The organism is Bacillus sp. 22475, assembly GCF_052044835.1.
Lineage (GTDB): Bacteria > Bacillota > Bacilli > Bacillales > Bacillaceae_G > Bacillus_A > Bacillus_A cereus.
Genome location: NZ_JBQENW010000018.1, coordinates 20,790 through 35,136 on the forward strand (window position 1 = coordinate 20,790; position 14,347 = coordinate 35,136).

Genomic DNA, 14,347 nt, shown 5'->3' on the forward strand with positions numbered 1-14,347 from the left:
TTATATGCAACTAACTATCTGTTTTCTTTTTATCAGGTACAGCAACACTTCCGCTTCCATAATACGTAGGCACTTCCCCTTGAACGATACGCGTCGCAATCGGAACATTTTGTTTCACAGTTATCTCTTTCGTATGAAATGGAATAATTACTTGCAATGTTACTTCCATTTCCATAACAATTTGAATCGCTGTAGTATTAATCCCATGCGGCTCAATTTTTTGTTTAATATCTGTATTCACATGCCCAATTGGCGTGAAATGAATCGGAATATCTGGTCCTATATTACCAAGAAGTGCATTATCAGTTACACGCCCAAAAGGAACTGCCATAGTCGCCCCGTTTTTTTCAGAAATACCTAGCTCCTTCAACTTCCCTTGTTCTACTTGCTGCAAATATTTTTCTATGTACGTGGTCGTTGACGTTACGATTTCATTTACTTGCTTTGTATTTAAATTAATTGTGGATACTTTCCCGTTTTTATCATTCTGTACTTTCATTAATGAATCGACATCGAATCCTTCATTAATTCTATCCTTTACCGCCTTCGTCATAATTGCTGTCGCCATTTTATTTGTCTCTACTTCCCCATATTTAATTAAGGTCGGCTGAATACTATTATTCACAATCCACAACCCTTGCGTAAGTAATATAACAAAAAGAATAAACGACATAAGCAGTATATACCGAAAGGCAATAGGTCCCCTTCGAAACCGCGAGTTTTTCGAGCGAAATATACTCATAAAAAAACCTCCTTCTTATATCATTTCTATGCAAGAAGGAGGGACGATATATGCTTATCTCATTTTTAATAATGCTTCTTTTCCAATCGTTCCTGCTGGAATGCCTAATGCTTCAGCTCCAGTCGTTACCGATTCTAGCGGCGCTTCAAGAAGTTGTTCAATCGTTCTTACACCAACCGCACGGCCAGCAATAATTCCTCGATCACCTAACTTCTCATTTAAAAGACCTACATCTAATGCACCACACATAATATATCCTTTATCGCTCATTACAGCTAGCAAATTCGTCTTTGGAAGTTTGACGCTAACCGCAATAAACGTATAATTATCAATTATAATTGGCTCCACATTAACCATAGTTCACACTCCTCTCTTTCTTATCTGTATGACAAGAGAAAAATGAGTGTTACAGGTCAACTAGCCTATAGTTTAACGGAAGATGTATGAGTTATTAACATATCTGTTAACACATCTCTAAGTAGTTCTGGCATATAATATTGTTTATCCGAAAGTGTGGATAGCTCTGGGTATAAGTATCCAAACGTAAACATATCAATCGTTCCTACTGTATATATACGGTCTAACTCCAGCGATTCGCCGTTAATCAATACATCTTCTAGTAAAATTTTATTCCCAGGAATCGTATCTGGAATTACTTCAACACCAGCATAAATCATTTTCCCCATCACTTTCCCCCGAAATCCGAATCCTTTCACCTCAAGATTCTCCATGTTCGGTTTACGTGCTTTCAAAATAACTTCTCTTAATATCTTTCCTGGAACTTTCAAAGCACACGGATTAATTGGATGTGGACAAATTCGGTGAATATCTCCGCGCGTTACAACACCTTCTTCTAACCCTTCAAGAAGTACACCAGCATTCACCATTCCAATTTCTGCACCGCACCATGTTTTCAGCGCACTTGCTAACATATGAGAAAACGGCGTCTCCTGAAACCAATCAACCGGTAATGACTCTTTTAAATGAACGACAGGCTCTGCCATTATATGCTTACTTTCTTCCTGCAGTATTTCAATTGTGGATAACGGCTCGCTGTAAGCACCTAACCGTTCCGTCTTAATCGCTCTACCGTCTTTTTTCAACAGCTTCTTCGTCTCTCTATCCACAGTAAGCTGCACGTGACCAACGTAACGCCCCCACTTTTCACAACAACAAAGTAAAGTATTATTCAATAGAACACCACGCTCAAATAAATGATGCGTATGTGCCCCTAAAATAACATCTATATCATAATGCTCTGCCATATACTCATCCATACTTTTTCCAAGGTGAGAAAGGACAACTGTAATATGTGCCTCATCTTTCACTTCTTCTAAAATAGACTCTAAATGGATAAGCGGATCTTCAATATGCCAATCGAGCATCTGATAGAACTCTGGATAAGCTACCGTCAATCCAATAAAAGCAATGATAATCCCATCTGTCGTCGTATGTAATTTATAAGGCTTCGCCCACGCTGGACGTACCCCTTCTTTTTCAAATAAATTCGCAACGAGCACCTCAAATCCAGCATCATCATATAGACGATTCAAATGCTCCTTCGCTAACGTAATGCCTTCATTATTTCCGATCGTTACATAATCATATAACGCCTCATTTAAAAGCTTCGTATTCCCAAGGCCATTTGTCGCTTCCGAAATACTATGAAAACGATCCACATGATCACCGATATCAACCGTCAAAACAGTCTCTCCCGCTTCCTGTCTTCGCTTTTTCTCCCCTAGAACAAACCGAGAAATTTGCGGCCAATTTTCAAAATGACTATGTATATCGTTTGTATGATAAAGGTGGATGATTGTTTCTTTATTTGTATTCAGAGAAAAAACCTCCTCTCAGTTCCTTACTGCCATTTACGCTATGCGCACACAATAATCCTGTAAATACTTTTCGTCTTTTCTTGCTATTTTACATTGTACTCGCATTGTGAGAAAAAGCAAAAGATTGTCCTTTTCATATGAGAAACTTTTGCTAATGCAGGAAAAAATTCCAGATAGTGGAGGGAGGGGTGGATTTGTCAAAAAGTTTAATAGAGAATTCAGTGGGTGGTTGTTCAAGTGGATTTGTCAGTATCTTTGTCTTAAACATAGTCGTTCTCTGTTCTTATAAAATGTTTGGGGTATGTGAGGATTTTCTTTTGTCTTATCTTGTCGACAAATCGATATTCCTTGTCGAAACGTTGATATATTGAAATAATCGTTGATATATTCCCGTTTATGATCGATATATTTGAAAAATCGTTGATATATTTAGCTGAACACCCACCCGGGTATCCTCCCCCAAGCCAAGACAAATCCGCAAAACAAAAAAGCGCCCTGCACAGCAGGACGCTTTCTTCATACATATATTAACCAATAGAACCTTCCATCTCAAACTTGATTAGGCGGTTCATTTCAACTGCGTATTCCATTGGAAGTTCGCGAGTGAATGGCTCGATGAAGCCCATTACGATCATTTCTGTAGCTTCTTGCTCAGAAATACCGCGGCTCATTAGGTAGAATAATTGTTCTTCTGATACTTTAGATACTTTCGCTTCGTGCTCAAGTGAAACGTAATCGTTTTTGATTTCGTTGTAAGGAATTGTATCAGATGTAGATTGGTTATCCATGATTAACGTGTCACACTCGATGTTAGAGCGAGAGTTTTTCGCTTTTGGTCCGAAGTGTACGATACCACGGTAAGTTACTTTACCACCATGCTTCGCAATCGATTTAGAAACGATTGTTGAAGACGTGTTTGGTGCTAAGTGAATCATTTTCGCACCAGCATCTTGGTGTTGGCCTTTACCAGCAATCGCGATTGATAAAGTTAAACCACGAGCGCCTTCGCCTTTTAAGATAACTGCTGGGTATTTCATCGTTAATTTAGAACCGATGTTACCATCAATCCATTCCATCGTTGCGTTTTCTTCACAAACCGCACGTTTTGTAACTAGGTTGTATACGTTGTTCGCCCAGTTTTGGATTGTTGTATAACGGCAATAAGCATCTTTTTTAATGATGATTTCTACTACTGCACTGTGAAGTGAGTTAGTAGTGTAAACAGGTGCTGTACAACCTTCTACGTAGTGTACGTGTGCGCCTTCGTCTACGATGATAAGCGTACGCTCGAATTGTCCCATATTTTCAGAGTTAATACGGAAATACGCTTGAAGTGGTGTATCAACTTTAATACCTTTTGGAACGTAGATGAATGATCCACCAGACCAAACTGCAGAGTTTAATGCAGAGAATTTGTTGTCTGTTGGTGGGATTACTTTTCCGAAATGCTCACGGAAAATATCTTCGTTCTCTTTTAATGCGCTATCTGTATCTTTGAAGACGATTCCTAGAGCTTCTAGGTCTTCTTTCATGTTGTGGTATACAACTTCAGATTCGTACTGTGCAGATACACCAGCTAAATATTTTTGCTCAGCTTCTGGAATACCTAATTTATCAAATGTCGCTTTAATTTCATCAGGTACTTCATCCCAAGACTTCTCAGATTTCTCAGATGGTTTTACGTAGTACGTAATTTCATCGAAATCTAAGTCGTTTAAGTCGCCGCCCCATTGTGGCATTGGCATTTCATAGAACTTATCCAGTGATTTTAAACGGAAGTCTAACATCCACTGTGGTTCTTCTTTCATACGTGAAATCTCTTCAACGATCTCTTTTGTTAAACCGCGTCCAGCACGGAAAATCGAAACGTCTTTGTCTTTGAAACCATATTTATAATCGCCGATATCTGGCAGTTGCTTCGCCATGTTGGTGTGTCCCTCCTTAGATAACCTCGTTTTTAGGAACCTTTAACATTACTTATCTTCGTTTAAGCCCTTTTCTAACGCTTTCCACGCTAATGTTGCACATTTAATACGTGCAGGGAACTTGCATACGCCTTGTAATGCTTCAATATCTCCTAAATCGATGCTGTCATCGTACTCTTTTCCTAGCATCATGTCAGAGAAAATTTTAGAAAGCTGAAGTGCCTCTTCAATTTTCTTACCTTTTACTGCTTGTGTCATCATTGAAGCTGAAGACATTGAAATAGAACATCCTTCTCCTTCAAACTTCGCTTCTTGTACAATACCCTCTTCTACTTTCATCGTAAGTTGAATACGATCGCCGCAAGTTGGGTTGTTCAAGTTAACGGTAACACTATCTTCTAACACGCCATGGTTACGAGGATTTTTGTAATGATCCATAATAACTTGACGATATAACGTATCTAAATTATTAAATGACATTTGTGAAATACTCCTTTGTCTTGATTAGCGATTCAACAAATGTATCAATTTCTTCTTTTGTATTATATAAATAGAAGCTCGCACGTGCTGTTGAAGAAGCTTTTAGCCACTTCATAAGCGGTTGTGCACAGTGATGTCCTGCGCGAACTGCAATACCTTCTACATCTAATACAGTCGCTACATCATGAGGATGTACGTCTTCAATATTAAATGTAACAAGACCAGCGCGATGCTTTGGACCATAAATTGTAACGCCATCTACTTCTGATAGTCTTTCTAAAGCGTATTGCGCTAATTCATGCTCATGCTTTTCAATATTATCAAGACCGATTTCTTCTAGGAAATCAATTGCCGCACCAAGTCCGATTGCATTACCGATAATCGGTGTACCTGCTTCAAACTTCCACGGAAGCTCTTTCCAAGTAGATTCTTGTAAATCTACGAAATCAATCATTTCACCACCAAATTCAATTGGCTCCATATTGTTTAGCAATTCTTTCTTACCATATAATACGCCGATACCTGTAGGTCCGCACATCTTATGAGCAGATAATGCGTAGAAATCACAGTTTAAATCTTGTACATCCACTTTCATGTGAGGTGTACTTTGTGCACCATCAACGACCATAATTGCTCCGTTTTCGTGTGCGATTGCTCCGATTTCTTTTACAGGGTTAATCGTTCCAAGTACGTTTGATACTTGCATAATAGAAACGATTTTTGTATTCGGTGTAACAGTTTGACGAACATCTTCTAAAGAAATTGTACCGTCTGGTTGAAGCGGAAGGTATTTCAAAGTTGCGCCAGTTTTCTTCGCAACTTGTTGCCACGGAATGATGTTACTATGGTGTTCCATGTAAGAAATAACGATTTCATCGCCTTCTTTTACATTTTCAAGGCCATAGCTAGCCGCTACTGTATTTAATGCAGTTGTCGTTCCGCGCGTGAAAATAATCTCTTCCATTGATTTCGCGTTAATAAACTTGCGAACTTTCTCACGTGCACCTTCATACGCGTCGGTAGCTTTCGTACCGAGCGTATGAACACCGCGATGCACGTTAGAATTATATTCTTTATAGTAACGTTCTAACGTTTCAATGACTTGAATTGGTTTTTGAGAAGTTGCTGCACTATCGAAATAAACAAGTTGTTTGCCGTTCACTTTTTGATCAAGAATTGGAAACTGTTTGCGTATTTCATGAATATTCATTAGCGAACTTTCCTTTCAATTACCTCAACAAGCTGTGCTTTTACTCCTTCAATTGGAAGCTCATTTACTACAGGTGCTAAGAATCCATGGATGACTAAACGTTCTGCTTCGCGTTTTGGAATACCACGGCTCATCAAGTAGTATAATTGGTACGGATCTACGCGGCCTACTGAAGCTGCGTGACCTGCCATAACATCATCTTCATCAATTAAAAGAATTGGGTTCGCATCACCGCGAGCTTTTTCGTCTAGCATAAGAACGCGAGAAGATTGTTGTGCATTTGATTTAGATGCACCGTGTTCAATCTTACCAATTCCGTTAAAGATAGATGTTGCACTATCTTTTTGTACACCGTGTTTTAAAATCCAACCTTCAGAGTGTTTACCGAAGTGAACAACTTTAGTTGTAAAGTTTTGTGTTTGGTTACCACGGCCAATTGTTACTGTTTTCGTATCAGCATATGAACCGTCGCCCATTAAGTTCGTAACATTCTCTGAAATTGTGTTTCCGTCATTCATAAGGCCTAGAGCCCAATCAATGCGGCCGTCGCGTCCAACAACACCGCGGCGGTTAACGTAAGTTGTTACGTCTTTTGCTAATAGATCAACCGCACCGAATTTCACTTGTGCGCCTTGTTCCACGATTACTTCTGCTACGATATTTGCAATACCTTTAGCATTTTCATTTGCAACATAGTTTTCTACATAAGTTGCAGTACTGTTCGCATCAGCTACGAATAATACGTGGTTATATACGTTAGCTTCTTCGCCGTCTACTAAGAATACAGCTTGAAGTGGAGTTTCAAGAACAACGTTTTTCGGGACATATACGAATGCACCGCCGTTGATTAATGCAGCATGAAGTGCAGTTAGACGATGCTCGTCTACTTTCACGCCGTCTTTCATTAAATACTTTTGTAGTAGTTCAGCATGCTCTGTTGCAGCTGTTACGATATCTGTGAAAATAACACCTTTTTCTTTTGCTTCGTCTGCTAAAGAAACGAACGCAGTTGTACCAGTACGTTGTACTAATACGCTGTTATTTTCATCGATTAAGTTTTTCACTGCTTCTGGAAGCTCTGTTAAAGAACTTACAGGCTCTTGCTTAGCAGCGTCGCCTTTTCCGATAAAGTCCCATTTTTCAATTTTCGTTTTATCAGGCGTTGGCATTGGAAGTTCTGTTGCTTGTGCAAGAGCTTGTAAGCGGAACTCAGTCAACCAAGCAGCTTCGTTTACTTCGCTTGCGCGTTGACGGATTGTTTCTTGATCGAAAGGTAATGTACCGATTGTCATGTTTATGCTCCTCTCTTACGCTTCTTGCTCTGTTGTTTCGTCTTCAATACCTAATTCTTTTTTAATCCAGTCGTAACCTTCAGCTTCTAGACGTTGTGCAAGCTCAGGGCCACCAGATTTAACGATACGACCGTTCATCATAACGTGAACGAAGTCTGGAGTGATGTAGTTTAATAAGCGTTGGTAATGCGTAATCATTAGGCAACCGAACTCTTCGCCGCGCATTTGGTTAATACCTTTAGATACAACTTTTAATGCATCGATATCAAGACCTGAGTCGATTTCATCTAAGATTGCGATTTTTGGCTCAATCATCATTAATTGAAGAATTTCGTTACGCTTTTTCTCTCCACCAGAGAAACCTTCGTTTAAGTAACGTTGTGCCATTTCTGGATCCATTTCTAGGAATTCCATGTTTTTATCTAATGTACGGATAAATTTCATAAGAGAAATTTCATCGCCTTCTTCACGACGTGCGTTAATTGCAGAACGTAAGAAGTCAGCGTTTGTTACTCCGCTAATTTCACTTGGATATTGCATTGCTAGGAATAGACCCGCTTGTGCGCGCTCGTCTACTTCCATTTCTAATACATCTTCACCGTCAATGATGATGCTACCTTCTGTTACTTCATACTTTGGGTGACCCATAATTGCAGAAGATAAAGTTGATTTACCTGTTCCGTTAGGTCCCATAATTGCGTGGATTTCTCCACCTTTTACTTCAAGGTTTACACCCTTTAAAATTTCTTTGCCGTCAATTGATACGTGTAAGTCTTTAACCGTTAATGTAGAACCAGCCATCTCAATACCTCCATTAATCCTATATATACATTTTAAAAATTCCTAAAACGTTCATATTCTCATTTTATTCTCATTCTAATTTTATATCAAATAAAATGATATCGCAAACGACGAAAAAAAGTAACCGTTTTTTCACAAATGTATATAAGTATTTCCTTTACATCTTTCTATGATACACCTTTCTTCTTATTTATATAAAGAAAAAAGGACCGGTAAATTCCCAGTCCTTTCCTTATATTTATTCACTTACCGGAAGTACAGCACCTTTATATTCTTTATTAATAAAATCTTGAATTTCTTTTGAATGTAACACTTCTACTAGCTCTTTAATTTCTTTTTTCTTCTCATCACCTTTACGAACTGCAATGATGTTTGCATACGGAGAGTCTGCTCCTTCAATCGCAATTGCATCCTTCGTTGGATTTAATTTTGCATCAATTGCGTAGTTCGAATTAATGAATAAAGCATCTCCCTCATTATTTTCATACAACTTCGGTGAAAGTCCAGGTTCAACATCTGTTTTAAATTTTAAGTTTTTCGGATTTTCGACTACATCTTTTACTGTCGCCTTAACCACATCTACACCATCTTTAAGCTTAATCACGCCGCCTTTTTGTAACAATGCTAACATACGGCCTCGCTCCGCTACGTTATTACTCATAATAACTGTCCCGCCATCTGGTAAGTCTTTTAAGCTTTTATATTTCTTAGAATAAATGCCCATCGGCTCTAAATGGATTTTTCCTGCGTTTACAATTTTATATCTTTTTTCTTGGATTTCTTTATCTAAATACGGAATATGCTGGAAGTAGTTCGCATCAATTTCTTTATCGGCTAATGCTTTATTTGGCAGTACATAATCCTGGAACTTTTTAATCTCTAACTTAATGCCTTTTTTCTCTAATATCGGCTGTGCCTTCTCTAAAATAACAGCGTGCGGCACGTTAGAAGCTCCAACAACAAGCTTATTCTCATCTTTCCCCCCGCAGGCAGCTAACGTAAATACAGATAGTGCTGTAACAACTGACAATATAATCTTTTTCATATGATGTCCCCTTCTCCCCAATAGTTATGTAGTTATGAAAAAGAGCTGGCATCAGACCAGCCCTTTTCAGCAATTATTCTTTTACAGGAACAACTGCCCCTTTATATTCTTTATTAATGAAGTCTTCAATTTCTTTAGAATGTAATACTTCTACAAGAGCTTTAATCTCTTTCTTATCTTTATCGCCTTTACGAACAGCTACTATGTTTGCATACGGTGAATCATTTCCTTCAATTGCAATGGCATCTTTTTCCGGATTTAACTTTGCATCAATTGCATAGTTAGAGTTAATTAAAACAGCATCCCCTTCTTTATTGTTATACACTTGTGGCAATAAACCAGGCTCGATATCCGTTTTGAATTTTAGATTTTTCGGATTATCTGCAATATCTTTTGGAGTTGCTTTAACTGGATCTACCCCATCTTTAATTTTTAAAATGCCTTCTTTTTGTAAAATTGCTAAACCACGTCCATGGTCAGCAACAGAATTACTCATAATGATTGTTGCTCCGTCCGGAAGTTCTTTTAAGCTCTTATATTTTTGAGAATATACACCAATTGGCTCTAAATGAATTTTTCCTGCTACTTCAAAGTCATACTTTTTATCTTTAATTTCTTTTTCTAAATACGGAATGTGCTGGAAGTAGTTTGCATCTAAATCCTTATCCGCTAACGATTTATTTGGTAATACGTAGTCTTGGAATTTTTTAATTTCTAACTCAATTCCTTTTTTCTCAAGTAACGGTTTTGCCTTTTCTAAAATTTCAGCGTGCGGTACGTTAGAAGCACCAACAACAAGTTTCTTTTCATCTTTATCTTTCCCGCCACAAGCAGCTAAACCAAAAATTGAAGTTGAAATAAGTGCCGTAAGTAATAATTTTTTCATTTGAAACATCCTCCCGTTTTTTATTATCGTTTATCTATTCGAGTCGTTAAACTATCACCAATCCACTGAATTAAAAATACAACTAGTAATACACAAATTGTCGCAACGATTGTTACATCGTTATTTCCCCTTTGGAATCCTTCTAAGTAAGCAAGTGTTCCAAGGCCACCAGCACCAACAACTCCCGCCATTGCTGTATAGCCTACTAAAGCAATTGTTGTAACCGTAATACCAGATACTAATGCTGGTAACGATTCTGGAATCAACACTTTTAAAATAATTGTGCTTGTTTTTGCTCCCATTGCTTTTGAAGCTTCAATTACACCTTTATCAATTTCGCGAAGTGCGATTTCAACCATTCTCGCGTAGAATGGTGCCGCCCCAATAATTAAAGCTGGCAGCGCTGCACTTGCTCCAAGAATTGTTCCAAGAAGAATCTTTGTGAATGGGATTAATAAAATAATTAAAATGATGAACGGTATAGAACGGAATATATTTACGAATGCTCCAATCACCGTATTAATTGATTTGTTTTCCCATAAATTATCTTTCGCTGTCATGAAGAGTAACAATCCTAAAATTAGTCCTAAAACAAATGTCGCAAGAGCTGCGATTGCCGTCATATATAACGTTTCACCAGTTGCTTCTAACATTTGATTCCAATCAACATTTGCGAGTAACTTATCCATGTGCAATCACCTCCAGCTCTACTTGATCTTGATGAATTCCTTCTATTGCTTGCTGGATCGCTGTTTCCTCACCATTTAAATGAACAACTAAACTACCGTAAGAACCGTTATTCGTTTGTGCGATATTTCCTTGCAAAATGCTAACTTCTATATCACTGCGTTGCATCAATCGTTGAAGCACTGGTCTTTCTACAGCCTCACCGATAAACTGCAAACGAATCACTTTTCCATCTGGATATTTTTCAATTAAACTTTCAATCGTTTCATTTGTATCTTCAGAATCTGTTAACTGCTGTACAAATCGCTTTGTAATATCTTGCTTCGGATTACGGAATACATCAAGTACTGGACCCGTTTCTACAATCTTTCCTCTCTCCATTACTGCCACTCGATTACAAATCTTTCGAATTACGTGCATCTCATGTGTAATGAGTACAATTGTTAAACCAAGGCGCTTATTAATGTCTAATAGTAAATCCAAAATTTGATCTGTCGTTTCTGGATCAAGAGCTGACGTTGCTTCATCACATAAAAGTACTTGTGGGTTGTTAGCTAATGCTCTTGCAATCCCAACGCGTTGTTTTTGTCCACCGCTCAGCTGAGATGGGTACGCGTCTCCTCTTCCTTCTAATCCAACAAGATGAATTAATTCATCAACACGTTTTCTTCTCTTCGTTTTATCAACACCTGCAATTTCAAGTGGAAACTCTATATTTTCACGTACAGTTCGTGACCAAAGTAAGTTAAAATGCTGAAAAATCATTCCGATTTCTTGCCTTGCCTTACGAAGTTCACTTCCTGTAATTGCTGATATAACACGATTTGCAATTGTAATTTGGCCAGAAGTCGGTTTCTCTAACTGATTAAACAATCTGATTAAAGAACTTTTCCCAGCGCCGCTATATCCGATAACACCAAATATTTCGCCTTTTTCTATTTTTAAATTGGCGTTATCTACAGCAGTGACATCACCGCTTTTCGCCTTATATATTTTCTTTACATTCTCTAACAGAATCATGATGTTCACCCCTTTTTTTGTTTAGATAGACCCCGCAATTTTTATTTTTGATGCGTGTAGTCCACCGTTATAACTACTTTTATTATTTGAATGTCCTCCACATTCAAACAACAAAAAAACCTTTCCGCTTTAGAGAAGCAGAAAGGTTTATATGCGTATATAACAACATTATCCCTCTCTCTCATCTCTCAAAGCATTCGCTTTGCAGGAATTGGCACCATTTCAACATAAGTTGACGGTTGCCGGGCTTCACAGGGCACAGTCCCTCCACCTCTCTTGATAAGAGAAATCAGATTCAATTTTCATCTGATTTGAAATTTATGAAATTGTCTATATTTTATGACTTGAATTGTATCAATATACACTTACCATGTCAACAGAAATTTTCGCAAAAAATGAAACTTCAGAATTTTAAGCACCTACTGACATCGGTTTACATATATGAAACATTGATTCAACTAATAACATCGTTCGATACGTTCCCGAATATTGTACACGTCCATCGTTCATTAACATTTGCAATCGTACATTTCCATTCACCAATTGCTCTATATCCTTTTCATCTAAGCAAATGATTTGTTCCGTTCCTCTTTCCTCATGTAGTAGCTCTATATAATCTCTTGAAATTTGTAACGAACAACTTTCATCTCCTAAGCGAAAATTAACAGTTTTCTCCTCTCGTCTTAAAAGCGGTTCTAAATGATATTGACCATTAGCGTAATTTACAAATGATTGAAGCAAAGAATATAATTTCACCCTAAATCACATCCTTCATATCACTTTCTATTACATACCATTCCCTCTCACTAAAGAGCAATCCTGTTATTTTCGCTCGACAAATACTGTATCCACCCTGCATCTCGACATATTTCCCAAGAAATATGTCGAGGCGGCAAAAATTTTGCCGCCTACTTTAATTCCGTATATAAATATTCAACCGAATGAAATGCATATATCTTCTTCATCAGTGTCCCATTTTCAAAAACAAGTAAACAGGGTACACTTTCAATCCCATACTCTTTCGCTAAATGCGGAGCATAATTTAAATCTAACATCCCAATTTTCAACTCTTCAATTGTCATCTCAACGACTGTTAACATCTTTTTTGCTAATTGGCATGTTCCACACATTGGAGTATATACATATAACACTGTTTTTTCTTCGTTCTCTATTAGGGCTGTAGCTTCGGCTCCTGTCCAATCAATCACTTCTATCATTCCTTACCGTAAATATTCTGTATAAACGTCAATGTCGGCTCCCCATAATACATTTGCTAAGTGTGTAGATGGCGCAGTTGCCACTTCTCGGTACGAGCGATCAATATAGATATGCTCGGCTTGCGGAAATTCTTTTCGAAATTGTTTCCTTAACTTTTCTCCAGCATCATCAGCATCCACTAGCACATACACTTCCTTATCAAAAAACTGATCAACGAGCTCATCCATTTTCGACAAACCAATTGTACCATTTGTACAAACAATTTCCACCGGTTCACGAATAATAGATTCAATCTTTCTTCTATCTGATGTACCTTCTACAATAATGACTTTTTCCACATAAATCATATGTCATCACCCGATCACCATATACTATACAACCTTTAACTTAGTATATAGTATATTCGTTATTTTCATGTTGTTTCCTGTTTATTTTTGCAAAAGAAAAGCGGAAGCGGCTCGTTTAGAACAAGAATGCACCCGAACTCCTTCACTCAAGGCTCTTTTCGCCTCAAGTGAAAGAGTGAACTGCCCAACTTTTTATTCCTTTTGGCTAAAGTTCTTTCGCACAGAAAACGCTTTTTTGTCTTCTTGTGCAGAAAATTCTTAGACGTGAAAAGCTAGACAACGAAAAGCAAAAGCGGCTAGACCTGCATAAAGATTAAACGAAAAAGTTTTTTTCAAAAAACGTTCTCCTACACGATAATTAGTATATGATTCTACATTCATTATTTTACACAAAATAAAAAAGGACAGCACAAAGGCTGTCCTTTAGTCGACTATAATTAGTCTTGGTTTGTCATTTCTGCATATTTTTCTGCAGTTAATAACTTCTCAACTTGGCTTGCATCAGAAAGTTCAACTTTAACCATCCATGCACCCTCGTATGGAGATTCGTTAACAAGTTCTGGTTGGTCACTTAATTCTTCGTTTACTGCTACAACTTTACCACTTACAGGTGCGTATAACTCAGAAACTGTTTTAACAGATTCTACGCTTCCGAATGGCTCGTCAGCTTCGATTGTTGCACCTACTTCAGGAAGTTCAACGAATACGATATCGCCTAGCTCACCTTGTGCAAAGTGAGTGATACCGATAACAACTTCATTACCTTCAGTTTTTACCCATTCGTGTTCTTCAGAGTAACGTAAATTATTTGGAATGCTCATGACTGTACCTCCAGTGAATGTATTAATTATGTAAA

At 37.8% G+C, this 14,347-nt stretch carries 16 protein-coding genes and 1 riboswitch; all 16 genes read right to left on the reverse strand.

The window, feature by feature from the left end; all coding sequences use genetic code 11:
* Positions 1–10: 10 nt before the first annotated feature.
* Positions 11–742: a sporulation protein YunB gene (gene yunB, locus ACTJJY_RS22695; RefSeq protein WP_440606614.1), complete on the reverse strand. Its 732-nt coding sequence runs from the start codon at positions 740–742 to the stop codon at positions 11–13.
* Positions 743–796: 54 nt separating this feature from the next.
* Positions 797–1,099, reverse strand: coding sequence for a YunC family protein (locus tag ACTJJY_RS22700; RefSeq protein WP_000248466.1), 303 nt, complete (start codon positions 1,097–1,099; stop codon positions 797–799).
* A 65-nt stretch (positions 1,100–1,164) separates the two neighbouring features.
* Positions 1,165–2,580 carry a bifunctional metallophosphatase/5'-nucleotidase gene (locus ACTJJY_RS22705; protein WP_440606644.1) on the reverse strand — a complete coding sequence of 472 codons (1,416 nt, stop codon included), beginning with the start codon at positions 2,578–2,580 and terminating at the stop codon, positions 1,165–1,167.
* 527 nt (positions 2,581–3,107) lie between these two features.
* A complete protein-coding gene (sufB, locus tag ACTJJY_RS22710; protein ID WP_001118824.1) occupies positions 3,108–4,505 on the reverse strand; it encodes a Fe-S cluster assembly protein SufB in 1,398 nt (465 codons plus the stop codon).
* Between the two features lie 48 nt (positions 4,506–4,553).
* Positions 4,554–4,985 (reverse strand): Fe-S cluster assembly sulfur transfer protein SufU, encoded by a 432-nt coding sequence (gene sufU / locus ACTJJY_RS22715; RefSeq protein ID WP_000009523.1) that lies wholly within the window; start codon positions 4,983–4,985, stop codon positions 4,554–4,556.
* Entirely contained in the window at positions 4,975–6,195 is a 1,221-nt protein-coding gene (gene sufS / locus ACTJJY_RS22720) for a cysteine desulfurase SufS (RefSeq protein ID WP_001020767.1), read from the reverse strand. The genes sufU and sufS overlap by 11 nt, the downstream gene beginning before the upstream one ends.
* Positions 6,195–7,487 carry a Fe-S cluster assembly protein SufD gene (sufD, locus tag ACTJJY_RS22725; protein WP_000152177.1) on the reverse strand — a complete coding sequence of 431 codons (1,293 nt, stop codon included), beginning with the start codon at positions 7,485–7,487 and terminating at the stop codon, positions 6,195–6,197. Before sufD ends, sufS begins: the two co-directional genes overlap by 1 nt.
* 15 nt (positions 7,488–7,502) lie before the next feature.
* A complete protein-coding gene (gene sufC, locus ACTJJY_RS22730) occupies positions 7,503–8,288 on the reverse strand; it encodes a Fe-S cluster assembly ATPase SufC (protein WP_000929163.1) in 786 nt (261 codons plus the stop codon).
* Between the two features lie 238 nt (positions 8,289–8,526).
* A complete protein-coding gene (gene metQ / locus ACTJJY_RS22735) occupies positions 8,527–9,333 on the reverse strand; it encodes a methionine ABC transporter substrate-binding lipoprotein MetQ (RefSeq protein ID WP_440606615.1) in 807 nt (268 codons plus the stop codon).
* A 73-nt stretch (positions 9,334–9,406) separates the two neighbouring features.
* Positions 9,407–10,219, reverse strand: coding sequence for a methionine ABC transporter substrate-binding lipoprotein MetQ (metQ, locus tag ACTJJY_RS22740; protein ID WP_000735081.1), 813 nt, complete (start codon positions 10,217–10,219; stop codon positions 9,407–9,409).
* Between the two features lie 23 nt (positions 10,220–10,242).
* Positions 10,243–10,908, reverse strand: a complete 666-nt coding sequence (locus ACTJJY_RS22745) for a methionine ABC transporter permease (RefSeq protein ID WP_000359401.1) — start codon at positions 10,906–10,908, stop codon at positions 10,243–10,245.
* Positions 10,901–11,926 carry a methionine ABC transporter ATP-binding protein gene (locus tag ACTJJY_RS22750; RefSeq protein ID WP_071731087.1) on the reverse strand — a complete coding sequence of 342 codons (1,026 nt, stop codon included), beginning with the start codon at positions 11,924–11,926 and terminating at the stop codon, positions 10,901–10,903. The genes ACTJJY_RS22745 and ACTJJY_RS22750 overlap by 8 nt, the downstream gene beginning before the upstream one ends.
* Positions 11,927–12,104: 178 nt before the next feature.
* Positions 12,105–12,212: riboswitch (SAM riboswitch) on the reverse strand.
* A 125-nt stretch (positions 12,213–12,337) separates the two neighbouring features.
* Complete coding sequence (locus tag ACTJJY_RS22755) at positions 12,338–12,682, reverse strand: hypothetical protein (RefSeq protein ID WP_440606616.1); 345 nt, start codon at positions 12,680–12,682, stop codon at positions 12,338–12,340.
* A 152-nt stretch (positions 12,683–12,834) separates the two neighbouring features.
* Positions 12,835–13,143 carry a thioredoxin family protein gene (locus tag ACTJJY_RS22760; protein WP_002039867.1) on the reverse strand — a complete coding sequence of 103 codons (309 nt, stop codon included), beginning with the start codon at positions 13,141–13,143 and terminating at the stop codon, positions 12,835–12,837.
* A gap of 3 nt (positions 13,144–13,146) precedes the next feature.
* The gene (locus ACTJJY_RS22765; protein WP_000640870.1) at positions 13,147–13,491 is read right to left on the reverse strand and encodes a toprim domain-containing protein; all 345 of its coding nucleotides are present in this window, start codon (positions 13,489–13,491) and stop codon (positions 13,147–13,149) included.
* Positions 13,492–13,928: 437 nt separating this feature from the next.
* The gene (gene gcvH / locus ACTJJY_RS22770; protein ID WP_000026896.1) at positions 13,929–14,312 is read right to left on the reverse strand and encodes a glycine cleavage system protein GcvH; all 384 of its coding nucleotides are present in this window, start codon (positions 14,310–14,312) and stop codon (positions 13,929–13,931) included.
* Positions 14,313–14,347: the final 35 nt, after the last annotated feature.